Origin of the sequence: Robertmurraya sp. FSL W8-0741, from assembly GCF_038004005.1 — a bacterium.
In the GTDB taxonomy this organism is placed as follows: Bacteria; Bacillota; Bacilli; order Bacillales; family Cytobacillaceae; genus Robertmurraya; species Robertmurraya siralis.
In genome coordinates, this window is sequence record NZ_JBBOQG010000001.1 from 1,829,524 (window position 1) to 1,854,257 (window position 24,734).

Annotated in this window: 28 protein-coding genes and 1 other annotated feature; of the genes, 27 read left to right on the forward strand and 1 reads right to left on the reverse strand. The window is 39.7% G+C overall.

Translation table 11 applies throughout. The annotated features are described in order from the left end of the window. The first annotated feature begins 1 nt into the window (after position 1). From NST02_RS08800 to pheA, 20 genes are all read left to right on the forward strand, one after another. On the forward strand, positions 2-649 hold the full coding sequence (locus NST02_RS08800) for a PilN domain-containing protein (RefSeq protein WP_095307331.1): 648 nt from the start codon (positions 2-4) through the stop codon (positions 647-649). After that, entirely contained in the window at positions 646-1,380 is a 735-nt protein-coding gene (locus NST02_RS08805; RefSeq protein WP_137744266.1) for a hypothetical protein, read from the forward strand. Before NST02_RS08800 ends, NST02_RS08805 begins: the two co-directional genes overlap by 4 nt. A gap of 176 nt (positions 1,381-1,556) precedes the next feature. After that, on the forward strand, positions 1,557-2,603 hold the full coding sequence (locus tag NST02_RS08810) for a hypothetical protein (RefSeq protein WP_095307320.1): 1,047 nt from the start codon (positions 1,557-1,559) through the stop codon (positions 2,601-2,603). A gap of 353 nt (positions 2,604-2,956) precedes the next feature. Next, the gene (locus NST02_RS08815) at positions 2,957-3,529 is read left to right on the forward strand and encodes a Maf family protein (RefSeq protein WP_095307754.1); all 573 of its coding nucleotides are present in this window, start codon (positions 2,957-2,959) and stop codon (positions 3,527-3,529) included. A gap of 34 nt (positions 3,530-3,563) precedes the next feature. Then, positions 3,564-4,256: a RadC family protein gene (radC, locus tag NST02_RS08820; protein ID WP_235879533.1), complete on the forward strand. Its 693-nt coding sequence runs from the start codon at positions 3,564-3,566 to the stop codon at positions 4,254-4,256. A 230-nt stretch (positions 4,257-4,486) separates the two neighbouring features. Then, positions 4,487-5,509 carry a rod shape-determining protein gene (locus NST02_RS08825; RefSeq protein ID WP_095307309.1) on the forward strand — a complete coding sequence of 341 codons (1,023 nt, stop codon included), beginning with the start codon at positions 4,487-4,489 and terminating at the stop codon, positions 5,507-5,509. Positions 5,510-5,624: 115 nt separating this feature from the next. Then, entirely contained in the window at positions 5,625-6,509 is an 885-nt protein-coding gene (mreC, locus tag NST02_RS08830) for a rod shape-determining protein MreC (RefSeq protein WP_095307304.1), read from the forward strand. After that, entirely contained in the window at positions 6,506-7,024 is a 519-nt protein-coding gene (mreD, locus tag NST02_RS08835) for a rod shape-determining protein MreD (protein WP_095307299.1), read from the forward strand. Before mreC ends, mreD begins: the two co-directional genes overlap by 4 nt. Positions 7,025-7,588: 564 nt before the next feature. Next, complete coding sequence (gene minC, locus NST02_RS08840; RefSeq protein WP_095307294.1) at positions 7,589-8,269, forward strand: septum site-determining protein MinC; 681 nt, start codon at positions 7,589-7,591, stop codon at positions 8,267-8,269. A 1-nt stretch (position 8,270) separates the two neighbouring features. Then, a complete protein-coding gene (minD, locus tag NST02_RS08845) occupies positions 8,271-9,074 on the forward strand; it encodes a septum site-determining protein MinD (RefSeq protein WP_095307289.1) in 804 nt (267 codons plus the stop codon). A 169-nt stretch (positions 9,075-9,243) separates the two neighbouring features. Further along, the gene (locus tag NST02_RS08850; protein ID WP_340948740.1) at positions 9,244-10,011 is read left to right on the forward strand and encodes a M23 family metallopeptidase; all 768 of its coding nucleotides are present in this window, start codon (positions 9,244-9,246) and stop codon (positions 10,009-10,011) included. Then, complete coding sequence (locus NST02_RS08855) at positions 10,004-10,870, forward strand: M50 family metallopeptidase (RefSeq protein WP_340948742.1); 867 nt, start codon at positions 10,004-10,006, stop codon at positions 10,868-10,870. The genes NST02_RS08850 and NST02_RS08855 overlap by 8 nt, the downstream gene beginning before the upstream one ends. 63 nt (positions 10,871-10,933) lie before the next feature. Continuing rightward, positions 10,934-12,391, forward strand: coding sequence for an Rne/Rng family ribonuclease (locus NST02_RS08860; RefSeq protein ID WP_340948745.1), 1,458 nt, complete (start codon positions 10,934-10,936; stop codon positions 12,389-12,391). A gap of 73 nt (positions 12,392-12,464) precedes the next feature. After that, positions 12,465-12,619: a sequence feature (ribosomal protein L21 leader region), on the forward strand. Positions 12,620-12,632: 13 nt separating this feature from the next. Continuing rightward, positions 12,633-12,941, forward strand: a complete 309-nt coding sequence (rplU, locus tag NST02_RS08865) for a 50S ribosomal protein L21 (RefSeq protein WP_095307271.1) — start codon at positions 12,633-12,635, stop codon at positions 12,939-12,941. A gap of 11 nt (positions 12,942-12,952) precedes the next feature. Continuing rightward, on the forward strand, positions 12,953-13,285 hold the full coding sequence (locus NST02_RS08870) for a ribosomal-processing cysteine protease Prp (RefSeq protein WP_095307267.1): 333 nt from the start codon (positions 12,953-12,955) through the stop codon (positions 13,283-13,285). Positions 13,286-13,298: 13 nt separating this feature from the next. Next, on the forward strand, positions 13,299-13,589 hold the full coding sequence (gene rpmA / locus NST02_RS08875) for a 50S ribosomal protein L27 (protein ID WP_095307263.1): 291 nt from the start codon (positions 13,299-13,301) through the stop codon (positions 13,587-13,589). Between the two features lie 280 nt (positions 13,590-13,869). Next, on the forward strand, positions 13,870-14,412 hold the full coding sequence (locus NST02_RS08880; protein ID WP_095307259.1) for a sporulation initiation phosphotransferase B: 543 nt from the start codon (positions 13,870-13,872) through the stop codon (positions 14,410-14,412). 86 nt (positions 14,413-14,498) lie between these two features. Next, a complete protein-coding gene (obgE, locus tag NST02_RS08885; protein WP_095307253.1) occupies positions 14,499-15,785 on the forward strand; it encodes a GTPase ObgE in 1,287 nt (428 codons plus the stop codon). Positions 15,786-15,848: 63 nt separating this feature from the next. Further along, positions 15,849-16,304 (forward strand): ACT domain-containing protein, encoded by a 456-nt coding sequence (locus NST02_RS08890; protein WP_095307251.1) that lies wholly within the window; start codon positions 15,849-15,851, stop codon positions 16,302-16,304. 238 nt (positions 16,305-16,542) lie between these two features. Beyond that, the gene (gene pheA / locus NST02_RS08895) at positions 16,543-17,415 is read left to right on the forward strand and encodes a prephenate dehydratase (RefSeq protein ID WP_340948749.1); all 873 of its coding nucleotides are present in this window, start codon (positions 16,543-16,545) and stop codon (positions 17,413-17,415) included. A 37-nt stretch (positions 17,416-17,452) separates the two neighbouring features. Here the strand turns inward: pheA and NST02_RS08900 are convergent, their stop codons facing one another. Beyond that, on the reverse strand, positions 17,453-17,989 hold the full coding sequence (locus tag NST02_RS08900; RefSeq protein WP_095307248.1) for a transcription repressor NadR: 537 nt from the start codon (positions 17,987-17,989) through the stop codon (positions 17,453-17,455). A 428-nt stretch (positions 17,990-18,417) separates the two neighbouring features. Here NST02_RS08900 and safA point away from each other — a divergent pair, with 428 nt between their 5' ends. The 7 genes from safA to NST02_RS08935 all read left to right on the forward strand — a co-directional run bounded on the left by safA (position 18,418) and on the right by NST02_RS08935 (position 24,675). Then, positions 18,418-20,013, forward strand: a complete 1,596-nt coding sequence (safA, locus tag NST02_RS08905) for a SafA/ExsA family spore coat assembly protein (RefSeq protein WP_340948750.1) — start codon at positions 18,418-18,420, stop codon at positions 20,011-20,013. Continuing rightward, complete coding sequence (locus tag NST02_RS08910; protein WP_321177912.1) at positions 19,988-20,989, forward strand: phosphotransferase; 1,002 nt, start codon at positions 19,988-19,990, stop codon at positions 20,987-20,989. Before safA ends, NST02_RS08910 begins: the two co-directional genes overlap by 26 nt. A 103-nt stretch (positions 20,990-21,092) precedes the next feature. Then, positions 21,093-21,809 carry a YhcN/YlaJ family sporulation lipoprotein gene (locus NST02_RS08915; protein ID WP_170943535.1) on the forward strand — a complete coding sequence of 239 codons (717 nt, stop codon included), beginning with the start codon at positions 21,093-21,095 and terminating at the stop codon, positions 21,807-21,809. A 243-nt stretch (positions 21,810-22,052) separates the two neighbouring features. After that, positions 22,053-22,520, forward strand: a complete 468-nt coding sequence (locus NST02_RS08920) for an intercompartmental signaling factor BofC (RefSeq protein ID WP_095307752.1) — start codon at positions 22,053-22,055, stop codon at positions 22,518-22,520. 327 nt (positions 22,521-22,847) lie between these two features. Beyond that, a complete protein-coding gene (gene ruvA / locus NST02_RS08925) occupies positions 22,848-23,456 on the forward strand; it encodes a Holliday junction branch migration protein RuvA (RefSeq protein ID WP_095307750.1) in 609 nt (202 codons plus the stop codon). A gap of 15 nt (positions 23,457-23,471) precedes the next feature. Further along, entirely contained in the window at positions 23,472-24,485 is a 1,014-nt protein-coding gene (gene ruvB / locus NST02_RS08930; protein ID WP_340948755.1) for a Holliday junction branch migration DNA helicase RuvB, read from the forward strand. Continuing rightward, on the forward strand, positions 24,469-24,675 hold the full coding sequence (locus NST02_RS08935; RefSeq protein WP_095307231.1) for a DUF2905 domain-containing protein: 207 nt from the start codon (positions 24,469-24,471) through the stop codon (positions 24,673-24,675). Before ruvB ends, NST02_RS08935 begins: the two co-directional genes overlap by 17 nt. Positions 24,676-24,734 lie beyond the last annotated feature (59 nt).

The following is a 24,734-nucleotide window of genomic DNA, read 5'->3' on the forward strand; positions in this document are numbered from 1 at the left end:
AATGCTAGTCGATATCAATCTATTACCTCAAAAAGAGGCGAAAAATAAATCCCTTTTAACGCTCATAGTCATTTCCTGTCTTCTTCTTTTAATTGGTGGAGCATTCGCTTTTTGGATGAATGCCACCTATACGAATAAATTAGAAAACATAGAGCAACAAATAGCCACAGCGGAACAGTTGGTTGCAAGTGAGCAACAAAAAATAATAGCCTATGAATCTTCGAACTCGATTACTGATTTGGAAAATGCGGTTAAATGGGTAAAAAGCTACCCAATCAAAACGGTCCCTATTTTAAAGAATTTAACGGCTCTGCTCCCTGAAAGAGGATTTATTCAGTCGATTAACTATGAAGAAACTGGATTTTTACAATTAACGATACAGTTTGAAATGAGCCGCGAAGCTGCTTATTACTTAAATTCTCTTTTAGAGTCGGACTGGGTTACCGATGCAAGACTTGTGACATTAGACGCCGTGACTGGATTTTATGATAAAAAATTCGGCGAGTCGGATGATGGGCTTGATGATCGTGCCATTAAAAATGAAAAATATATTCCCCGCTATTTAGGACTTTTTGAAATTGAGTTGAACCGTGAAGTATTAAAAGCAAATGGTGATAGCTCCCACGAGGAAGGGGGAGATGGTCTATGAAAATAAAGTTGTCCCGCAACGAAAAAATATTAATAATTGGGGTTAGCGCCGTCCTCATCCTCATATTTGCGAGTATTTATTTTTTTGTTTTGTATCCAAAAATAGAGCAAATTCCATTAAAGAAAATAGAATTGGCCTCTCAAGAACAATTATTGTCTACTTTACAAAGTAAAACGATTGATGCAAATGCCAATACCTTCCAAAATGCGGTTTCCTTGCAAAAAATGGTTCCTGTCAAGGAATTATCACAGCAATTAATCCTCGATATGGAAAAAGCAGAAGTGGTCTCTGGAAGTTTTGTTACAAATATGAATTTTGAAAATAGTGAAGTTTCGTTTGCCGCGGAAGAAACTGAACAATCAGAGCTAAATGAGGATGAAGAGCTTGAGGAAGAACGAGCAGCAGAAGAAGAAAATACACTTCCATTGCCGACTGGAGTAAAAAAAATTTCCGTAACGTTAAGCGTGGAGTCGCCAAGCTATTTTGAATTTGAAAAATTTATTAGCAATCTTGAAAATTCGGAGAGAATTACGGTTGTTGAAGCTATTGATTTTACTGCAGGTGAAGAAATCATTGAGCAGGAGCAGTCCGATAGACCATTAAGCTATCAAGTTAAAATCGCTGCCTTCTATATGCCGACGTTAGCAGATTTAATGGAACAGCTACCCAAATTGGAAACGCCCGAACCGGCAGACAAGAAGAATCCTTTACCAAAGTTCGGTGATCTATAGTTAGTCTAATGTATCGGCAAATCTCTTTACAGGGATCTCTGTTGATTGTTGCTATAACCATTTTAAAAAATTTGACGAAAATCTCTATAACAAGACGACAAAAGTCTTGTTATTTTTTTTTGCCTTTATGATATGTTTGATGCAAACCTGCATTCGACATGGAAGGAGGGCAATCATTGGACAAGTCAGGAAATTCAAAAACGATTACGATAAAAATTAACGGGAAAGATCGCTCCACTGAAAAAGAGAAACAAATAGGCGAACGGGAAGATAATCACGACCGAAAAAATAGCGCCTCCGCTCCATATAAAGAGCTGGAGAAGATTGCATCGCAAGAGCTGTCGGCTGCAGAACAGGTGAAAGAAGATGATGAATTTGACTGGATCTTGCCTGATGTAGAGGAGCAGGAACAACTACAGGAATACAAAATAATGAGCCAATCAAAGGGAAAGAGCGGTGGAAAAAAAAGCCATCATATTCGCGGTAAAGGGGTTGTGCCATCGATATTATTAATCGTTTTTTTAGCCGTTTTATCAGGGACAACCCTTGGCATTTTAATGTTAAATATGGTTATTTCTGATTCCATGACAGAAGCGGTATCTGGACCGGTGGAGGAAGCCTCCCCTGAAGAAGAAGCAAGCCCCACTGGAAAGGCTGTTGTAGAGCTCCCGGCACTGACAAGCTATTTAGTTCAAGGTGGTGTTTTTTCGACAGCTGACGCTGCTGATGTGGAAGCTGCAGCTATGACGGAAAAAGGACTACCCGCTAAAGTAATGGAGATAGATAAGCAATTTTTCTTATTTGTAGGTGTGGCAGATAATTTAGAAAATGCAAAGTCGCTCGGAAGCCATTTGCAAGAAAGCGGGATAGATACTTTTTCAAAGGAGATGGCCATTGGCGGGAGCTCAATTTCGCAATTGCAGGAATCAGAACGCAGTCTGTTAGAAGCCACTCCAAATTTATATAAGCTTCTTTTAGAAATTTGTACAACTGCACATCTATCCAATTCAATGGCGACAGAACAAATAAACGCGTTAGCTGCGCAAATAACGGAATGGAAGGAGTTTGAGAATATACAAAATGAGCAACTGCAGCAGCTCAAGGGGGAATTAGAGGAAGCAGCCAGCTTATTAAGCAATTATAGTGAAAATCATGAGCAAAAGACATTGGGGAAAGTACAGCAGCACCTCTTGAATTTCCTGGCTGCTTATCAAGCTTTATAGCCAATTGGTCCTGTGGACAACCCTAGCGCAAATCCCCTGCTTTTAAAAAAGTGTTGTAAATGATGGACAAACATTATCGGAGAAAATTAATTTTCTGGGAAATAATTTATAGGGAAAGGTTTTGATATAAAGGAGTCTGCGTAAAAAATTATTGCGCTGGCTCTTTTTTAAAACATAAAATTATGGAAATTGAAACTTCGGATAGGTGAAAAACGTCTTAATAAGAGGATTTAAAATAGAAGGGACTAGTTCGGAAGAAGTTTTTTCACTTGGAAATTGTTTCTAAGAAGAGAATTTGGTACGATAAGCTTGTATCATCCTTTTTTGAAACAATCTTAAGGTTAGGTGATTTAATGCAGACCCTCATTTTAGCCTCTTCTTCCCCACGGCGAAAAGAACTTCTAGAAAATTTACATTTAACATTTGAAGTATGCAGCAGTGATGTTGACGAGACCTACAATCCAGATCATACCCCTGAAGATATTGTGATGGAGCTAGCTAAACGAAAAGCGGAATTTGTTGCCCGAAGATATCCGACAGCTTTTGTGATCGGCAGTGATACAATTGTGGTAGCAAATGAGCAAGTGTTGGGAAAACCAAATGATGAGAACGAAGCTACAAAAATGCTTCAGCAATTGTCGGGAAGCCATCATTTTGTTTATACAGGTGTATCGATTTTTAGTCCAACGAAGCACGTCGAGTTTTTTGAAAAAACCGAGGTGGTATTTTGGGAGTTAACAGACGAGGAAATCTATAGCTATGTTAACACCGGAGAACCGATGGATAAGGCAGGAGCCTATGGAATACAAGGCTTTGGAAGGCTCCTCGTTAAAAAGATTAATGGAGATTATTTCTCAGTAGTAGGCCTGCCGCTATCAAAAACGATCAGAGAATTGCGCATGCTCGGATATGATTTGCCTTTCTAACTTCCATTTGCCATCAAGGTAAATAGGAGGAATCATGTTGCAAGATGAAACATTAATGATCCGAGATTTTCCTGAGGGGGAAAGACCGAGGGAAAGATTTGAACAAAGTGGCCCAGCAAGCCTTTCAAATCATGAATTGCTTGCGATTTTGTTAAGAACGGGAACAAAAGAGGAATCGGTTCTACAATTATCCAATCGCTTATTGACAAATTTTGAAGGCTTACGGCTTTTAAAAGATGCTACGTTAGATGAAATAACTGCTATAAAAGGTATAGGAAAAGCAAAAGCTATACAGGTACTTGCAGCAGTAGAAATAGGACGGCGAATTTCTAATTTATCCTATGACGACCGATATATCATTCGTTCCCCAGAAGATGGGGCGAATTATGTCATGAATGATATGCGCTTTCTGGCACAAGAGCATTTCGTTTGTTTGTATCTAAATACAAAGAACCAAGTATTGCATAAGAAAACTATTTTTATTGGGAGTTTGAATGCTTCTATCGTTCATCCAAGAGAGGTCTTCAAGGAAGCTCTCCGCCGCTCATCTGCCTCTGTCATTTGCCTTCATAATCATCCTTCCGGTGATCCTACGCCAAGCCGTGAAGATATTGAAGTGACGAAGCGTTTGGTCGAAGCAGGGAAAATTATTGGGATTGAAATATTAGATCATTTAATTATAGGGGAGAATAAATTTGTAAGCCTGAAGGAAAAAGGATACTTATAAGAAAGAGCATTTCCTTATTACTATGAATTTGTGCCCTATTTCATATATAATGAAATATGCCCTTATGGCACTATGATTTTGACATTTGTTGAGCTATAATAATGCTTGTGACTTTTGCACGATCACTCGTGCTTCAAAGTCAATTTTAGTTAATAAAAAAATGGATAAACACTTAATCAGGACACGAATAATGGTGTTAAACGATTTGTTTCAGAAAGGGAGATACAACAATGTTAGGTATTGGAACTAAAGACCTTGGGATAGATTTGGGTACAGCAAATACCCTTGTATATGTGAAAGGAAAAGGTGTTGTCGTACGCGAGCCTTCTGTTGTCGCTTTACAAACAGATACAAAGCAAATTGTCGCTGTTGGAAACGATGCGAAAAATATGATCGGAAGAACACCAGGTAATGTTGTTGCGCTACGACCAATGAAGGATGGCGTAATCGCTGACTATGAAACGACTGCAACAATGATGAAATATTATATTAAGCAAGCGACAAAAGCAAAGGGCTTATTTTCTGGGAAGCCATATATAATGGTGTGTGTTCCGTCAGGGATTACAGCAGTGGAGGAACGAGCCGTTATTGATGCGACTCGTCAAGCGGGTGCGAAGGATGCCTATACAATTGAAGAGCCTTTTGCTGCAGCAATTGGAGCCAATCTTCCTGTATGGGAACCAACAGGAAGCATGGTTGTTGATATCGGCGGAGGAACGACGGAAGTGGCGATTATTTCCCTTGGCGGAATCGTTACAAGTCAGTCCGTGCGTGTTGCTGGTGATGAAATGGACGATGCAATCGTGAGCTACATAAGAAAAACGTATAATTTAATGATTGGTGATCGGACTTCAGAGACGATTAAAGTGGAAATTGGTAGTGCTGGAGAGCCAGAAGGCATCGATAACATGGAAATTCGTGGTCGTGATTTATTAACGGGTTTGCCGAAAACAATCGAAATTACTCCTTTGGAAATTTCACACGCTCTTCGAGATACTGTGGAGGCTATTGTGGATGCTGTGAAAGTAACGCTTGAAAAAACGCCTCCAGAATTGGCGGCAGATATTATGGATCGCGGCATTGTATTAACTGGAGGCGGCGCTTTACTGCGCAATCTTGATCGGGTTATTAGTGAAGAAACGAATATGCCTGTATTAATTGCCGAAAATCCACTTGATTGTGTAGCGATTGGAACAGGAAAGGCGTTAGATAATATCAACTTATTTAAAAATCGGGCAAAGGAATCACGCTAGTCTATACCCATTTCTTTAGAGATCAATCGCAAGTGAATTCATTTGCGATTGATCATCATGTACTCGATTTATTATAAATAGCTCTATGAATATTGTAAAAAATGAGGTGTAGTATATGCCACAATTCTTTTTGAATAAACGCCTGATTTTTTTGCTTGTCAGCATTATTATTCTCGTGGCATTAATTGGATTTTCCTTAAGAGAACGAGAAGAATTAACTGTGCCAGAGCAATTTTTGAAGGATGCAACCGGATGGATACAAAATGTTTTTGCAAAGCCACAGGGCTACGTAACCGATTTCTTTGAAAATGTGAAAGATCTCCAAAATACATATTCAGAAAATAAGGAATTGAAATCTCGGTTAGATAAGCTTGCGAAGCTTGAGGCAGATGTACAACAACTAGAAAAGGAAAATGAAGAACTTCGGGAGATTTTAGGTGAAAAAGAAAGCCTTCGAGATTATGAGCCTATACAAGCAACGGTTATTGGGCGCAACCCAGATCGTTGGCATGAAATTATCATTATTAATAAGGGCGAAGTCAATGGAATCGAACAAAATATGGCAGTTGTTTCGTCCAATGGATACTTAATCGGGAAAGTGAAAAGTACACAACAATTTACGGCCACGATCCAATTATTAAGTGCAATGGATCCAACGAATCGAATCTCCGCTGAGATTAAAGGGAATGAAGAATATTTTGGGACGATCGAGGGCTATGACGTTGATCGGGAGCTGTTAAAGCTTAAGCGGATTCCTTATGATGCCAAAGTTGAAAAACAACAAAAGGTTGTTACATCTGGATTAGGTGGAATATTCCCTCAGAACTTGTCAATTGGAGAAGTAGTGGATGTTGAACCTGATGAATTTGGTCTTAATCAAACTGCATATGTGAAACCAGGAGCAAACTTTTATAATATTAGAAATGTTATGGTTGTAAAGAGAGTGATGGATCAGCCAAATTTAAGTGATATGGTCGATGATGAGGAGGAGGAGCTGTGAGAAAATTTCTTCTTCCTCTCTTATTCATTTTTTTCTTTATGTTGGAAAGTATCTTTGTTCAATCTCTTCCAGCTGAGATGTTTAATAGCGATCGCATTCTAGTTCCCCGTTTTTTGATGATTGCTATTATCTTTTTGACTCTTTATGGTAATCGAAATCACGGACTGATTTACGCTCTCGTTTTTGGACTATTGTTTGATGTCGTTTATACGGAAATAATTGGAGTTTACTTATTTTTATTCCCTTTCATTGCTTATTTGACTTCAAAAGTGATGCGACTACTGCAAGCGAACATTGTCGTTATTGCAGTTGTTTCGTTACTGGGGGTTGCCCTATTGGAGCTCTGTGTCTATGAATTAACGTTTTTAATCAACAAAACAGATATGGTTTTTTCCATGTTTGTCGATTTAAGATGGGTGCCAACATTAATTTTAAATTTGGCGTTTATTATTATTTTTGCTTATCCGCTTAAACGACACTTTGAGAAATATGCTCAATCATTAAAAGCAGAGTAACATAATTAGCCATACTTCCTTTTACAAAAATAGGTTAGTGTTACTAACGGGAGTTTTCGAAGAAACTATAATCTCTTTGAAAACAACGTATTTATTAAAGGAATATTTGTTGTATTTGTCGAATATCTGATACAGACCTTGTTTCTTTAAAGATAATATGGCTGCTTTTTGCTCAGTTGTCTGTATATCTTTCTGCAGGCTGACAGCGCGTTCTCCCTCCTTTTACCCGGGGCAGAACAATTATCAGATCAAAACAGTCACGCTAATAAAGCCTAAAGATTTATGAACATCATCGATAAAAAAAGTATGTGATTAAACGATATGAATGTTATGCTTGATATATGCCAAGCTCAAGCACCTATATTTTGGCTCAAAGGGATAAAAAGAAGGTGTTGAAGCATGACTTGGAGAATTGTTCAGCGCAAGCTGTGTAGCCCCCTGCAAACTTTAAGCCCTTTCTATAAAAAGGTGAGTTCTTTGACAGCAAAGGACTTCTAAAGGTTCTGCCAGTTTGTATGGCAATGTACAGGAGCTTACGCTTTTCTATGAGGTGAACATCTTGATATGAAGAAAACTCAGAATGTGCTAATAAAGGGAACGAAAGATGGACTAACATTACATTTAGACGACATGTGCTCCTATGAGGAATTAAAACGGGAGTTAAACGAGAAGCTGACAGAAAATCAAAGAGTGAATAACGAGCATCCTCTAATTTCTGTTAGTGTTAAAGCTGGAAATAGATACTTAACTGATGAGCAAAAGGAAGAAATTAAGACGTTGATTCGGCAAAAAAAGAATTTGGTTGTCGAGTCGATAGAGTCTAATGTCTTAACAAAGCTTGAAGCAAAACAAATTATGGAGGAGCATGAAATTGTTTCTGTTGCAAGAATCGTCCGCTCCGGTCAAGTTCTCGAAGTACCAGGAGATTTGTTGTTGATTGGAGATGTAAATCCTGGTGGCAAAGTCGTGGCGGGAGGTAATGTATTTGTAATGGGTGCATTAAAAGGAATTGCTCATGCTGGTGCAAATGGAAACTCGAACGCGATTATTTCTGCTTCGATCATGATGCCGACTCAGTTAAGAATTAATGAAGCGATCAGTCGCTCTCCTGATGTCCATGGAAACGAAGAAAGACGGGAAATGGAGTGCGCGTATATTGATGAAAATGAACAAATTATTATTGATAGATTACAAGTTTTGATGCATCTTAGACCAAATTTAACAAGATTGGAAGGAGGATTCTAAAGTGGGGGAAGCAATCGTTATAACATCGGGTAAAGGCGGGGTTGGTAAAACAACCACTTCGGCTAATATAGGTACAGCTTTGGCTCTTCAAGGAAAAAGAGTTTGTTTGGTAGATACAGATATTGGTTTGCGAAATTTGGACGTCGTTATGGGGCTGGAAAATCGAATTATCTATGACTTAGTAGATGTTATTCAAGGCCGTTGCAAAATTCATCAAGCCCTCGTCAAGGACAAGCGTTTTGAGGATCTTCTTTATTTGCTGCCAGCAGCACAAACAAGCGATAAAACAGCGGTTGAGCCAGAACAAATGAAAGTTCTGGTAGAATCTCTGAAACAGGATTATGATTATATTATCATTGACTGCCCAGCCGGAATTGAACAGGGCTACAAAAATGCAGTAGCAGGAGCAGATAAGGCGATCGTTGTTACAACTCCAGAAGTTTCGGCAGTTCGTGATGCAGATCGAATTATCGGACTTCTTGAAAAAGAAGAAAATGTAGAATCTCCTAAACTAGTGATTAATCGCATTCGCAACCATTTAATAAAAAATGGCGATATGCTGGATGTTGATGAAATTACAACCCATTTATCGATTGAATTAATTGGCATTGTTGCAGACGATGATGAGGTCATTAAGGCATCAAATCATGGTGAACCGATCGCTTTAAACCCCAATAGCAAGGCGTCAATTGCCTACCGGAATATTGCCCGGCGCATTTTAGGAGAATCCGTTCCTTTACAGCCATTAGGTGAAGAGGACAAGGGTGTTTTTTCTAAATTGAAGAAATTTTTTGGTGTGAAGTAAATATACATATGTAAGAACTGAGGTTAAGCTCGGTTCTTTTTTGATGCTCTGTTTTTAGCTTCATTAATGATTGGGAGGAGTGAGCTCTTTTTACTTCTGATTTTTCTTGTCATATATGACGTGGACAACTCATACACTTGTACAAACTAGATAAGGGATTGGTGGGGACATGTCTAGAGCGGATGATATTAGAAAAAGGATAGCGAAACGAAAACGTGAAAGGGAAAGAATGACGAAGCATGTAAATGAGCAATTTTTCGTTGTCGAAGAGGAAGAAAAATATGGATTTGAAAAATTCCCCTCTTATGAAAGTGATCCAGGAGAAAGTGGTCATCCACTATTTAATAAAGAATTTTTTTTGTTTAAAATATTGGCTTCGGCTTGTCTTGTGCTCATTGTCGCCATTATTTTCCGCAGTGGCGGAGAATCATTGCAGCCAGTAAAGAGCTTTGTCATAAAATCATTGGAGCATGATTTTCAATTTGCGGCGGTGGCAGATTGGTATGAAAATAAATTTGGCAAGCCGTTGGCTCTTTTGCCATTTGAGCGCAATGAAGAACCAGAATCCGACGGAATTCAGGAGTATGCTTTACCTGCGGCAGCACGAATATTAGAGGAATTTGCAGAGGACGGTCAAAAGGTTTCCATCGAAACGGAAAAAGGCGCTGCAGTTACAGCGATGAGTGAAGGAAGAGTCAGTTATGTAGGCCATGAGGAAGGCTTCGGTAAAACGGTCATTATTCAGCATGCCGATAAAAGCGAAACATGGTATGGCAACCTTGAATCGATTGATGTTACATTGTATGAATTTATAAAAAAAGGAACAAGTGTTGGCACGGCAGCAGATGCTGGAGATGGAGCGAAGGGCGTTTTTTATTTTGCCATTAAAAAAGGGGATGACTTTATTGACCCCATCCAGGTGATCCAATTTGACTAACTTTCTTTCCCTTTTTCGAAAAATATATATCCATCCATTATTATGGGGTGTTGTTGCGATAGCGGTTATGACAGCGCATTTTATTGAACTTTCTCTTTTACTCTTGATCATTTTCATCCATGAGCTGGGACATGCGGCTGCCGCTTCTTTTTTTTCGTGGCGCGTGAAAAAAATTTCAATTCTACCCTTCGGGGGAGTAGCGGAAATGGATGAGCACGGGAATCGCCCGCTTAAGGAAGAGGTCATTGTTACTTTAGCCGGCCCGATTCAGCATCTTTGGTTAATAGCAGCCGCTTTGCTTTTGAATAAGGCTGGAGTGATGTCTGAATTTATTTTTACCCACTTTATTCAATTTAATCTAATGATCTTAATGTTTAATTTGCTTCCTATTTGGCCGCTTGATGGGGGGAAATTTATTTTTTTATGGCTGTCATTAAGAGAATCCTTTCCAAAGGCCTTTAAGCTGACATTAATCATTTCGATTATCGTTGTATTTGTTTTTACCTGTTTTATGCTAATGATTGAACCAATCAATTTAAATTTATGGATCGTTGTTTCCTATATTATTTTTACTTTACGTTATGAGTGGAAGCAAAGTCGTTATATCTTTATTCGCTTTTTAATGGAAAGGTATTATGGGAAGAAAAATGAGTTACGTAAGCTTAAGCCGCTTATTGTTGAGGCTGATGAGCTTGTCATTCATGTGCTAGAACGTTTTCAACGGGGCTGTAAGCATCCGATTATCGTTGAGAAGGATGGCAATGAAACGGGTTCTCTAGATGAAAATGAACTTCTTCATGCTTATTTTGCAGAAAAGCAAATTACTGCTAAAATTGGTGATTTGCTGTACCCTTATTAAATTTGAGAAAATCGCTGGGCTATTGGATAATAAGGTGAATGAAGCAGGTAAGGAGTTTTTTTCGTGAATACTGTAGTCGTAAATGGAATGGGTAGAGAAAAAAGGTATGCATTCATTAAAGATCATAAATTGGAAAAACTTGTTGTTGAACAGCCACAGCACCGTTCAATTGTAGGTTCGATCTATTTAGGAATTGTTGAGAAGGTTTTGCCGGGCCTGAACGCTGCTTTTATTGATATCGGTCTTGAAAAGAAAGGCTTTTTACACCGGGATAAACTCCCGGCTTTTTTCGTGTCGAAAGAAGATAAAAATAAAAGCATCGCTGCTTATCTTCATCAAGGTGAAAAAATCCTTGTTCAGGTAGAAAAGGGTATGGCCAGAAGCAAGGGACCAAGGGTGACTGGAATCATTGAGCTTGGTGGGGATAGAATCGTTTATGCACCGCAAGGGAAATTTGTGGCCGTATCGAAGAAAATGGCTGATCAAACCATACGGGAAGAATGGCGTCAGCTTGGTAATGAGCTCAAGCAGAGGGATGAAGGACTTTTTTTTCGTACAGCTTGTTCAGAGTGTTTCAAGGAGGATGTAATTGTTGAATTGGAGCAACTGCGAACGATGTATGAAAAAATGGTGCAAACTTCGAAGCTGATGAAGAAACCAGGCTTAGTTATGAAGCGTGATTTCTTTTTAGAAGAGGTAAAAGCAGTCATTTCAACCTTAAATTCAGGCAGAGTTGTCGTTGACACGTTTGAGCTGAAACAGGAACTTGAAGCGGTTTGCCTTCATGTGGAGCTTATTTATCAACATCATCAGAGAGAAGATATTTTTTCAATTTATCGATTGGACCATGAGATTGAGAACGCTTTAAGAAAAGTAGTGTGGTTGGAAAACGGAGCTTATTTAGTGTTTGATGAGACTGAGGCGTTAACAGTAATTGATGTAAATACCGGTCAGTTTTCCGGAAAGCATAATCCTCAAGACACAGTTACCATGACGAATCTTGTGGCAGCGGATGAGATTGCCCGACAAATTCGCCTTCGAAATTTAGCAGGGATGATTCTTGTTGACTTTATTGATATGAAAACAGAAGAGGCACGAACACAAGTAAGAAAAAGGTTGGAGACTGCTCTCGGTCGGGATGAGAGAAGAACGAGAGTCGTCGGCTTCACACCATTAGGGATTTTGCAGATCACGAGAATGAAAACGCGGATTCCCCTTAAGGAAACACTGCTTAGCCCCTGTCAAGTGTGCGAAGGAAACGGGCAGGTACTCAGTGCAGAAACAGTCGCCTTTCGTTTGGAACGGGAGCTATTACAGTTCAGAGGAAAGGATATAGAGGCGGTGTTAATCGAAGCTACTGAGGATGTTAGAAGCATTTTTGCCGGAGAAAATGGAAGTGAGCAGAAACTTTTAGAGAACGCTTGCGGGATTGAGCTTTATTTTACAATTGAAGAAGGACCGAAGCCATATTATCGTATTAAACAGATGGGCGAGAAAAAGAATATTGCGATTACCGGCTAAGCAACGGTGCATTTTTCGTGTTGACACTTACAGTCGGACTATGATAATATTTTCATGTTATGTTTGTAGCGCACCCGTGCTACAACCGCACAGATCAGGTTATAAAGATTACTCATTTATATCAAGCTGTGATTGCCATAAGTCAATCCATCGACAGTCGGGGATCGTCTTATAAAATGGCCTTTATCGCTTTTCGAGTCACCTGTGATGGCGAGTCTGAGTCTAAGAGGAGGTGCAGTTCATGTACGCAATTATCGAAACTGGTGGTAAGCAAATCAAAGTAGAAGAAGGTCAAGCCATCTACATTGAAAAGCTAAACGCTGAAGCAGGCGAAACAGTTACATTTGATAAAGTTTTATTCGTTGGTGGCGAAAACGTTAAAGTTGGTAGCCCAGTTGTTGAAGGTGCAACAGTTACAGCTAAAGTTGAAAAGCAAGGTCGCGCTAAGAAGATCATTGTTTTCAAATACAAAGCGAAGAAAAACTATCACAAAAAGCAAGGTCATCGTCAGCCATACACAAAAGTTGTAATTGAAAAAATCAACGCGTAAGGCGGTTTATGATGATTCAAACAACGATTTATCGTACTGAATCTGGACGAGTACAATCGTTTACGATTAGTGGTCATGCCCTCTTTGCCAACAAAGGAAATGACATTGTTTGTGCAGGAGCTTCTGCTGTTTCTATCGGAGCGATTAATTCCATTATCGCATTAACTGGAGTAGAACCAGAAATCGAGCAAGGTGAGTCAGGCTTTCTCCGCTGCGTCATTCCAGATAATCTCACGAAAGACGTACAAGAGAAGGTACAGCTATTGCTTGAAGGGATGATTGTGAGTTTACAGACGATTGAAAGAGATTATGGAAAGCATATAAAAATAACCTTCAAAAAGTAGGAGGTGGAACAAAATGTTAAGATTAGATCTTCAGTTTTTCGCTTCTAAAAAGGGAGTAGGTTCTACAAAGAACGGTCGTGACTCAATCGCAAAGCGCCTTGGTGCTAAGCGTGCAGATGGTCAGTTCGTAACTGGTGGTTCAATCCTTTATCGTCAACGTGGAACAAAGATTTATCCAGGTGTTAACGTTGGTAAAGGTGGAGACGACACTCTATTCGCGAAAGTGGATGGCGTTGTTAAGTTTGAACGCGTAGGACGTGACCGCAAGCAAGTGAGCGTGTACCCAGTAGCTCAAGAAGCTTAATTCTTTTAAAAAAACTCTAACCGTTTTTGGTTGGAGTTTTTTTGAGTTTTAACGAGAAGTGGAAGCAAAGATCATTTTGACCGATAAATTCGATTTTTGACCGATAAAAAAATTTTAAGACCGATAAATATGCACGAAGACTGATATATTTAATTTAAGACCAATATTTTTACATAACGACCGATAAATCAAATTTTCATCCATATTTGTCCCCACATACTGGTTATTTTGATATACTAGCAAGAAGAAGGTTTCAGTTCGTTTGTTTAGGAGTGCTTTTATGAAAAAAGAGTGGGATACGATTGAGCTTTTGCGACATGCAAGGCATGATTGGCTTAATAAAATTCAATTAATTAAAGGGAATTTGTCTTTAAACAAAATGGATCGTGTGAAAGAAATTATTGATGAAATTGTCGTCGAAACAAGACAAGAATCAATTCTATCCAACCTGAACATTCCTCAATTTGCCACACTGCTCCTTACATATAATTGGGAAAGTCATTCAATTCACTTAGAGTATGAAATTGTCGGGGAACCAAATTTATCATCAGGTCATCTCGTTAAGGATGATGTATTGACCAATTGGACAAACACTTTTTTAGAGGAATTGGATCAAGTCATTAAGGCATTCCATGAAAATCATTTATCAGTAACAATTGAAAGACAAGAAACAGGGATCGGTTTCTTTTTTGATTTTCGAGGAATAATAACAAATATTGAACATATAGAGCGTTTTCTTCAACAGCAATCAATCGTTGCAAAAACAGTGCACGAGCTTTCAGAGCACGAACTCTCTATTGAAGTATTTATGCCATATCAATAATATAAAAATTTGCTAAAGTGATGACGGCTGCATCTCGCCGAATCACTTTACATAAGGACACATCTACTGCAGATGGGAGGACAAAAATGTTTGTAGATCAAGTTAAGATATATGTAAAAGGCGGAGACGGAGGCAACGGAATGGTTGCCTTTCGCCGTGAGAAATATGTGCCGAAGGGCGGCCCAGCGGGGGGAGACGGAGGTAAAGGCGCGGACGTTATTTTTGAAGTGGAAGAAGGACTTAGAACGCTCATGGACTTCCGTTATAAGCGTCATTTTAAGGCACCTCGTGGCGAACATGGGATGTCAAAAAATCAGCATGGCCGCAATGCAAAAGATATGATTGTCAAAGTTCCACCAGGTACAGTTGTGACCGATGCGGAGACGATGGAAGTGATCGCTGACTTGACGGAGCATGGCCAAAGAGCGGTGATTGCTCGCGGTGGTCGAGGCGGGCGTGGCAATACTAGGTTTGCAACACCGGCTAACCCGGCACCAGAGCTGTCTGAACATGGGGAACCAGGCATTGAAAAAGAAGTCGTTCTTGAATTGAAGCTTCTTGCCGACGTAGGGTTAGTTGGATTTCCAAGTGTTGGAAAGTCAACTTTGCTTTCTGTCGTATCGGCTGCGAAGCCAAAGATTGCCGATTATCATTTTACAACGATTGCTCCGAATCTTGGTATGGTGGAGACAGAGGATGGAAGAAGCTTTGTTATGGCCGATCTTCCAGGTTTGATTGAAGGAGCACACTCCGGAGTAGGGTTAGGGCATCAATTTTTACGTCATATAGAAAGAACTAGAGTGATTGTTCATGTCATTGATATGGCGGCAACAGAAGGAAGAGATCCGTACGAGGACTATAAAACGATTAATAATGAATTAAAAGAATATAATTTACGGTTGACGGAGCGGCCACAAATAATTGTAGCGAATAAAATGGACATGCCGGATGCGGAGGAAAATCTGGCAACGTTTAAAGAACAGCTGGAAGAGGATTATCCGGTATTTCCAATCTCTGCTCTGACACGGCAAGGATTAAGAGATCTTTTATTTGCAGTTGCTGATAAAATCGAAGAAACACCAGAGTTTCCTCTTGTACATGAAGAAGAAACAGATATTAATCGTGTACTTTATAAGCATGAAGCAGACCAAAAAGAGTTTGTGATTACCCGTGATCCTGACGGCAGCTTTGTGGTTTCTGGAGATGCGGTTGAGCGATTATTTAAAATGACCGATTTTTCGCGCGATGAATCGGTGCGCCGTTTCGCTAGACAGCTTAGAGGAATGGGCGTTGATGATGCGTTGAGAGAAAGAGGCATTCAGAGCGGAGATACGGTTAAGCTGTTAGATTATGAATTTGAATTTCTTGATTAAATTTTCTCGAAAAGGAGACGTTCAAGAACTTTGACGTTTACCCTTTTCTAATGGGGTGGGGAAATGAGCAAAGACAAATTTGATAAGAAATTTTATTTGGTTCGTGAGGATGTTTTGCCTGAGGCGATGAAGAAGACGCTAGAGGCGAAGGAAATGATCGAACGGAAAAAAGTCGAATCCGTTTGGGATGCTGTTCAACAAGTTGATTTAAGTCGAAGTGCATTTTACAAATATCGAGACACTGTTTTTCCATTTCATACAATAGTGAAGGAAAAATTAATCACTTTGTTTTTCCATTTAGAAGACCGTTCAGGAACCCTATCACAGCTACTTGGGGTTGTAGCATCATCAGGCTGCAATGTTTTAACGATCCATCAGACCATTCCACTTCAGGGGCGTGCACAAGTGACCATGTCCCTCAACATTACAGGAATGGGAATAGAAATCAATGAGTTATTGGCAAATTTAAAAAAGCTAGAATTTGTGGAAAATGTAGAAGTACTTGGGTCTGGAGCGTAGCTCCAAACCCTAGATTGATTGGAATTATTTGAAATTTTAGATAGAATGAATCGATTTCAAACGAACAATATCAAGTTTGACATCATTTATATCTGAATATTTATGAATAAAACAATGTTAAGAGATGTCCGTTTTTAACTTGAAGTGAGCAATATGAATTTGACTAGACATTAACATAAGATCAAGGCGTCCTTTTCATATAGACAACAGGATGACTTCTGGGGAGGAAAAAATCATAATGAAAATTGCATTTTTAGGACCGAAAGCAACGTTTACAGACATCGCAGTACGTGAAATGTTTCCGTCCGATGAGGGGATTCCATATATGACGATTCCTGATTGCTTGGATGCCGTCATGAAAAATGAAGTGGATGCTTGTGTCGTACCATTGGAAAATGCATTAGAAGGGTCGGTAAATATCACTCTTGACTATTTAATCCATGAGATAACGCTTCCTATTTTAGCAGAGGTAACAGCGCCAATTAGGCAGCATTTAATGGTTCATCCGCAAAATAAAGATAATTGGAAAAATATTGAGACGATCTATAGTCATTCGCATGCAATTGCGCAATGTCATAAATTTCTTCACCAAAATTGCCGTGGAGTTCAAAGAGTAAGTGTTACTTCGACGGCAGCAGCTGCGAAACACGTATTTGATCATCCGGCAGAACAAGCTGCTGCGATTGCAAATGAATTAGCAGCTGAAGAATATGGGTTAGCAGTTGTCGCCCCTGATATTCATGACTTTGATTTCAACCATACACGCTTTATTGTTCTAGCGAAGGAGGCGAGTAAATTCAGCCACAGTCCTTTGCAAATGGTTGGGAACAAAACGTCGTTAATGATTACTCTTCCAGCGGATGATCGTTCTGGTGCTCTCCATCAAGTATTGTCAGCATTTGCTTGGAGAAAGCTTAATCTTTCAAAGATCGAATCAAGACCAACTAAAACAGGACTCGGAAACTATTTTTTTATTATCGATGTCGAAATGGCGATGGATCAAGTTTTAATCCCTGGTGCAATTGCTGAATTAGAAGCACTTGGTTGCTCTGTTAATGTTTTAGGGAGTTATCCATACTATCAAGTAAAACAGCAAAAAGGGGTCAAATAGGCTCCTTTTGCTGTTTACTGTTATTTTTACGTTCATTTCATGCTTCGATAAGGAAGCCATTGGTACGTAATGCTTCTTCAGCTTTATTTAGGTCGTCTTCAGTTGCGGCAGCTAGAGTATGGAGGTGGATCCCGTCTGTTAATTCCGATAAATAGGAAGAATTAGTTGCGCTGATTTTCTCAATGAATTGCTGAACTTCTTTCACTGTTGAAACCATGATTGAGGCGGTTAAATCACCATATACGGAGTGTTCAATTTTTACATCAAGGACTGTTACTCCGTGTTGGACTATTAATAACAGCTCCTCTTCCGTTTTTTCTGGTGGATGGAAACAGGCGATTGTTCTTTCCACCCTATTTAACATTTCCGGTCGTCTCATATACAGATATCCTTGGCTGGTTGCAATAATTGGTTCACCCTGAGCTTTAAGCAATGTAATATCTCCAACTATTACTTGTCTAGAGACATTGGTTTTCATTGCTAATTCACTTCCAGTTATCGGTTCTTGGCTTGTTTGGAGCCAGGTTACAATCAGCCTTCTTCTTTCGTCTCCTAGAATTTTCTGACCTTTCATTTGTTCTCCACCCTTTATTTCTATATTTTCTATATTAACTTTGTTAAACAGTAACGATTTTTGGCACATTTCGTGTGAGTCCCTGGTTTCGCACACCTTTTTAGTTGTGTTAAAGCGATGTGAAAAATTCACTTCAAGGAGTCAGACAGAAACAAGTCAAAAGTCAACACCAACCTAGTGCAAACCCCTATCTTAATTGAAAAAGTAACCATCTCGAGAATAGTTTATCGTAGTTTTTCCTTACAGTCGATATTCATGGACAGAACTAAACCCCCTTTTTTGACAAATTTCAAGCTTGTACGAGAATGTTTTCACTCTCTGCTAACATAATTTATTTAGATTAAGCATAAGTTTTTTTGAAGATTATTAGCAAATTACCCACACAATCATACAATATATGGACATTTGCATAGGAGGGAGAAGTCAGAGTGAAGATCCATATCGTACAGAAAGGGGATACTCTTTGGAAAATCGCCAAAAAGTACGGCGTGAATTTTGAAGAGCTGAAGAAACTGAATTCACAGCTCAGCAATCCTGATATGATTATGCCCGGAATGAAAATAAAGGTTCCAACTGCTGGGGGAAGCGTTAAAAAAGAAGCTCCTATTGGTCAGAAAGAAACACAGCTCAATATGGGTGTTAAAAAAGAAAAACAAGTAAAGGAGCAGCCGTTTGTAAAGGAGAAGAAAAAAGAGGCGCCGGTTGAAAAAGCGGAAAAACCAGTGCCTGAAATGCCGAAAGTGGAAACGCCGAAAAAACCATTTGTACCGAAAGTGCCTAAACCGATCATTCCAGAAATTGATATTAACAACTATTATATGATGAATATGGCAAATGTTAATATGGAACAAAAGCCTCATGCACCGCAATTGCCACCAAAACCAGCAAATATTTTACCTGAAGCAAAACCGGTGAAACCAGTAAAACAGGTGAAACCAGTAAAACCAGTAAAACCAGAACCGGTGAAGCCTTTTAAGCCTGTAGAAACGGAATCTTTTGAGGAATCATCCTCAATCGAAATACCGATTAAAGGAGGATTTCAACAGCCAATGAATCCATTCAAACCTTACCCTGCTCCAGGAGGATATCCATATCAGCAATCACCAGTAAATCCTGAAGTACAAGGAGCAGTGCAACAGCCACCATACTATGGAGGAATGCCGGGAGTAGAAAATCATTATTTTGATGATGAGTCGTCTCCGTTTATGCCTAATCAACCTGCAGGTGTAATGGGAGCATACGATAATGCCCAATTCCCTCCAATGGCAAACATGCCGAATATGCCAAACATGCCAAACATGCCAAACATGCCGCAAGTGTCACCGGAAATGGCGAATATGCCGCCGATGCCGCAAGTGTCACCGGAAATGGCGAATATGCCGCCGATGCCGCAAGTGTCACCGGAGATGGCGAATATGCCGCCGATGCCGCAAGTGTTGCCGGAAATGGCGAATATGCCACTAATGCCGCATATGGCTCCAATGATGCATGCGCCATATCCATGCCCGCCATATCCATGTCCACCATATGCTTCTCCTTATCCAATGCCATATGGACCAGGACCGGGATTTGCACAACCATATCCTGCATTCCCACCGGCATATGGACCGGGGCCAGAGGTTGCTGGGGCATACGCTCCTCAAGGGATGCCATTCGGGCCGAACCAGCCGTTTCCAGCCGTACAAGGAGCGATGGACGATAAAGATTGCGGATGCGGTGGACCACAATTAGTGGGAAGCTATGGTCCTCAACCACAAATACCTGCAGGTTATGGAATGCCAGGAGGATTTGCACCAAACTATGGTGCCGTACCAACAGGATATCGGATGGAAACGTCAATGGGATATGAGGCTGAAGGGGAATATCCGGAAGCGGGAGGTTATGGATCAGGTGTTGCACCAGTTTATGCTCCACCGTATGGCCAACCGTTTGCTAGCCCGCCGTTTATGAACCCTTATGGACCAATGGGTGCTGGCTTCGGGATGGCAAGGAAACCAAATGAAAGTGATGGAAGTGACGATTAACGATCAGGGAGACGGTTTATATATGGATCGTCTCCTTTTTTATTTACAAGACCAGCTTCCCTTTCAAATTACATCGTTACAGCCTCTTCGCAATCATGTTTTCCTTCTTGAAAGTAAAGACTTTACCAAGTATATCGTCAAAGGTTATCCATCATATCGTCGCCTCAGGACGCAAGTAAACATAACAATGGATTTAAAGAAGCACGGATTTCCTCATACTTATTCTTTTTATAATTTAACAAATGGTTCCCCTTTATTATTTGAACAAACATTTTATGGCATTATCGAATACCTTCCCCCTTCCGCTCATTCATTTACCTATGAAGGGCATGATAATAGGGTTGAAGCTTTAGCTTTGTTACATCAATTCCATGAAGTCGGCAGAGTGCTTGTTGAAAAATATAATGGAAGGCTAAAAAAACAGCACTTACTAAATAAGTGGAGGGAAAGAACAATTGCTTTTCTGAACCAAATTTCATTTATAAAATTTTTTGTTCAAAAAGAAATTATTGAAGAGATATTACAATGGGCAGATTGGTCTTTTCGTGGTTTGGAGCAAGAAGATGGAGCGATCGATTGCCCCACTGTCTTACATGGGGACTTGGCGCATCATAATTTTCTACGAATAGAAGGGGAAGAGTTATATCTCATTGATTTCGATTTAATTACGATAGGAGATAGAAGTCTTGATTATCTTCAATTTGCTAATCGAATTCTTCCTCATATTGATTGGTCGCTTGAGCGGTTGGTAAAATTGGAATTAATACGTCCTTTCTTACATTCGAAATTCTTTTTGTATGGATTAGCTTTTCCATCTGACATTTTTAGGGAATGGAATAGATTGATCAGGGAGAAGCACTATAATAATCCGATTATTGTGCGTCAAGTTCTTGATTTAACAGTAGGCCAGTTTTTTGAAAGAGAGCGTTTTATTAAGGAGCTAAAGCTTGCTTTAAGTGAGCTTTCCCAAAAATAAAGCAGACTGGTCGGAACTGACAGGATGAAAAAGGAATGCACCTCACACTCTAATAGTGAGCAAGTGTTTTGCTCTTATTTGAGAGTAGAAGGGGCGTATTATCTTGAACTATAAAAAATTAACATGGCTTGCTGCTGTAGCTATAGTGTTAAGTCTCGGGGCATGTGGCAATAATGATGAGGCAGTAGACGGCCGGGATCGACAACCTCTTGCTATCGGTTATTATTCAAATGAACACCATGAGGAAGACGGAGGGAATACGAATTGGTTGAATGAGGATAACGATGGGCCCGTAACAGAATTAATGGATCATACCATTGCAGGAGAAGGAAGAAATAACGGCATTCGCGGAATTAATAATGAGGCGGCTCCCGGAGGAGAATATAACCATACTTTATTTAGTCGCGATGATCAAAATTATCATGCCCATTTAAATGACAATAACAGTGGAGCAAGAAGCTCTTATTATACAGCCTATAATGGGAGGCTTGCTCAAAGAGTTGGAAATATCGCTACAACAGTTGTCAATGTTGCAGATGCGAGAGCGGTGGTGCATCGGGAGCGGATTATTGTCGGCGCTGTTTTGGAAGATCCTTTGAGAGCTGAAGAAACGAAAGCGGCAATTGTGGATGCTATAGAACCATATGCTGACGGCAGAATAGTTTCAGTTACGACAAATGACAGCACCTATAGCAGAATCCGTACGATTGATAATCAGCTTCGTGATGGTGGACCGCGCGACATGGTCGATGAAGAGATTGATCATATGTTTAAAACAATTAGTAATGAAAGAAATAGAAGTGTTGAGTATAATCAATGACTTAAAGGAGCAAGCTGAAAAAGGCTTTGCTCCTTTGTGTTTTTTCTTTTTTGGAAAAAATTTCTTTTTCTCTTATGAAAAAGGATAATATTTCTTTATTTGGTCAAAATAATAGTGGAGATATAGTAATTGTTTAAACGTTAATTGATATAGGTTTGATTAAAAGAGGTGACCACTGTGAAAGTCATTAGGTCTTTAATATTTTTACTGATTGCAATCTTCCTTTCCGGAATCAATGGCATCATGAGTGCTGAAGCAAAAAATGATCAGACTAAAGAAACGTTACAGTTTGAACCTCTTGAAGTTCAAGTGGTACTGGAACGGATGTATCTGGACGGGGAGTTCAGTCAAGAAACGATCAAAGAAACAATTTGGTCGATGGAGGATTTTTGGGCAAAATATGATGGCTGGCAGCTTATTGACATGACTGAAGATAGAGTAGTTTTTAGAGAATTCGTGGATGATATTTCGCCGCTCCTTAAAGCTAATGGTTATTTTGGGATTAATAACGATGGAGCATTGACCATTTTTAATGGCAAGCCGCAAACCTCAAAAATTATTCATACTTTTTTTCAATTAGATATCGGTAAGCTTGAAAGTAAAAAACATGAAGAGTTGAAGAAGGGAATCCCAATAAAGGATAAGCACCATTATGTCGAAGTGCTAGAAACTTTCAAAGACTTTACCCTAGAAGAGAAGGTAGCCAATTAATGAAGGATTGATGGAACCGAATTAAAATCGGTTCTTTTTTTATCGGTGTTAAGAAGTTGTTCATGCATCTGTCACTCTTATAAACTGTCTCACCACGACAAACGATTGCCATGTTTCGCATTCTGTATTGCAGATAGTGTCCTAGTCTGTTCAGCGTAAAACATTTTTTAAAATTTCCGCAGCATCAATCGTTGCTCCAAAAGAGAAAAATAGTGTTTTAACAGAAATGATTCATAAACGCCGCTCCTGTTTGAAATGAGGCTTTTCTTTATGGCAGGTGGATTGTATGATACAATGAAGTACAGCAAAATAGAGGGGCGAGTGCAGTTGTTTGAGTTTATTCAAGGGAAGGTCGATTTTATCGGCCCTGAATATATTGTGTTGGAAACGAGCGGAGTGGGCTTTCAAATTACAACGCCTAATCCGTTTGTTTATGCGAAGGATCAAGGAAAAGAAATTAAAATTTATACATATCACTATGTTCGTGAAGATATGATGGCATTGTATGGTTTTCAAACAAGGGAAGAAAAAACCTTGTTTACGAAATTGTTAAATGTCTCTGGTATTGGTCCCAAAGGGGCGTTAGCTATTTTAGCTGCGGGAGATCCAGAGCAGGTTGTTGATGCAATCGAAAATGAAGATGAAGGCTTTTTAGTGAAGTTCCCAGGGGTGGGAAAGAAAACAGCGAGACAAATGATTCTTGATTTAAAAGGAAAGCTTCATAATGTCGTGCCAGACTTTTTCCCTGATCTTTTTGCTCCTGACAAAGGGGTTCGAAAAGAGAGCGCAAATCAAGAACTTGAAGAAGCGTTTTTAGCTTTAAAAGCGCTCGGTTATTCTGAAAAAGAGGTTAAGAAGATTGTGCCTGAATTACAGAAAGAAACATTAACGACAGATCAATACATAAAAAAAGGTTTGCAGAAATTATTAAAATAGAAAGGGGTGAAGATCGTGGAGGAACGGATTGTGTCTGGTGAAGCTGATATGCAGGAGCTTTCCCTCGAACAAAGCTTGCGCCCGCAGAATCTAAAGCAGTACATAGGCCAGGATAAGGTGAAAGAGAATTTAGAAATTTTTATTGAAGCAGCAAAACTTCGTCAAGAAACATTGGACCATGTTCTCCTTTACGGTCCACCCGGTCTTGGGAAAACCACTTTAGCAACCATTATCGCAAATGAAATGGGTGTCAATATCCGAACGACGGCCGGACCTGCAATTGAGCGTCCAGGTGATTTGGCAGCCATTTTAACGGCGTTGGAGCCAGGCGATGTCCTTTTTATTGACGAAATCCATCGCTTACCACGATCAATTGAAGAGGTACTTTACCCGGCTATGGAGGATTTTTGCTTGGATATTGTGATTGGTACAGGACCTAGTGCACGCTCGGTTCGTTTAGATTTACCGCCGTTTACCTTGGTCGGTGCAACGACAAGAGCGGGCTCACTGTCGGCTCCTTTACGCGATCGCTTTGGGGTTTTAAGCAGGCTAGAATATTATTGTGAAAAGCAGTTAAGGGAAATTGTGATTCGAACGGCTGACGTATTTGAAGTTGATATCGATTCATTGGCAGCTGTCGAAATAGCAAGAAGATCAAGAGGGACGCCGAGAATAGCTAATCGGTTGCTAAGAAGGGTGCGAGACTTTGCACAAGTTCGTGGCAATGGAGCCATTGATCATTCGTTGGCACAGAAGGCTTTAGAGCTTCTGCAAGTGGACAGGCTAGGCTTAGATCATATTGACCATAAGTTACTAAAAGGAATCATTGAGAAATTTCGCGGCGGTCCAGTTGGTTTAGAGACGATTGCTGCTACAATTGGTGAAGAATCGACAACAATTGAAGATGTGTACGAGCCTTATTTATTACAAATTGGCTTCCTGCAAAGAACTCCTCGAGGTCGGGTTGTAACAGACCTAGTTTATCGCCATTTCGGGATGGAGGTGCCTTCAGTTGAGCGGAATTCCTAAACTTTTAATGATTGTGGGCGTAATCATTTTTGTCGTAGGATTTCTTATGCAATTTATTCAAATTGGAAAGCTACCTGGGGATATTGTTGTAAAAAAGGGCAACACAACCTTTTATTTTCCGATTGTTACATCGATTTTAATTAGTATCGTTCTTTCTCTCATCTTTTATTTTATTGGAAAATTTCGTTGATGCTGTTGTATATTTCAGCAGTTGTCAGCAAACTAAGAGCGAGTTATTTGGCTGTAGCT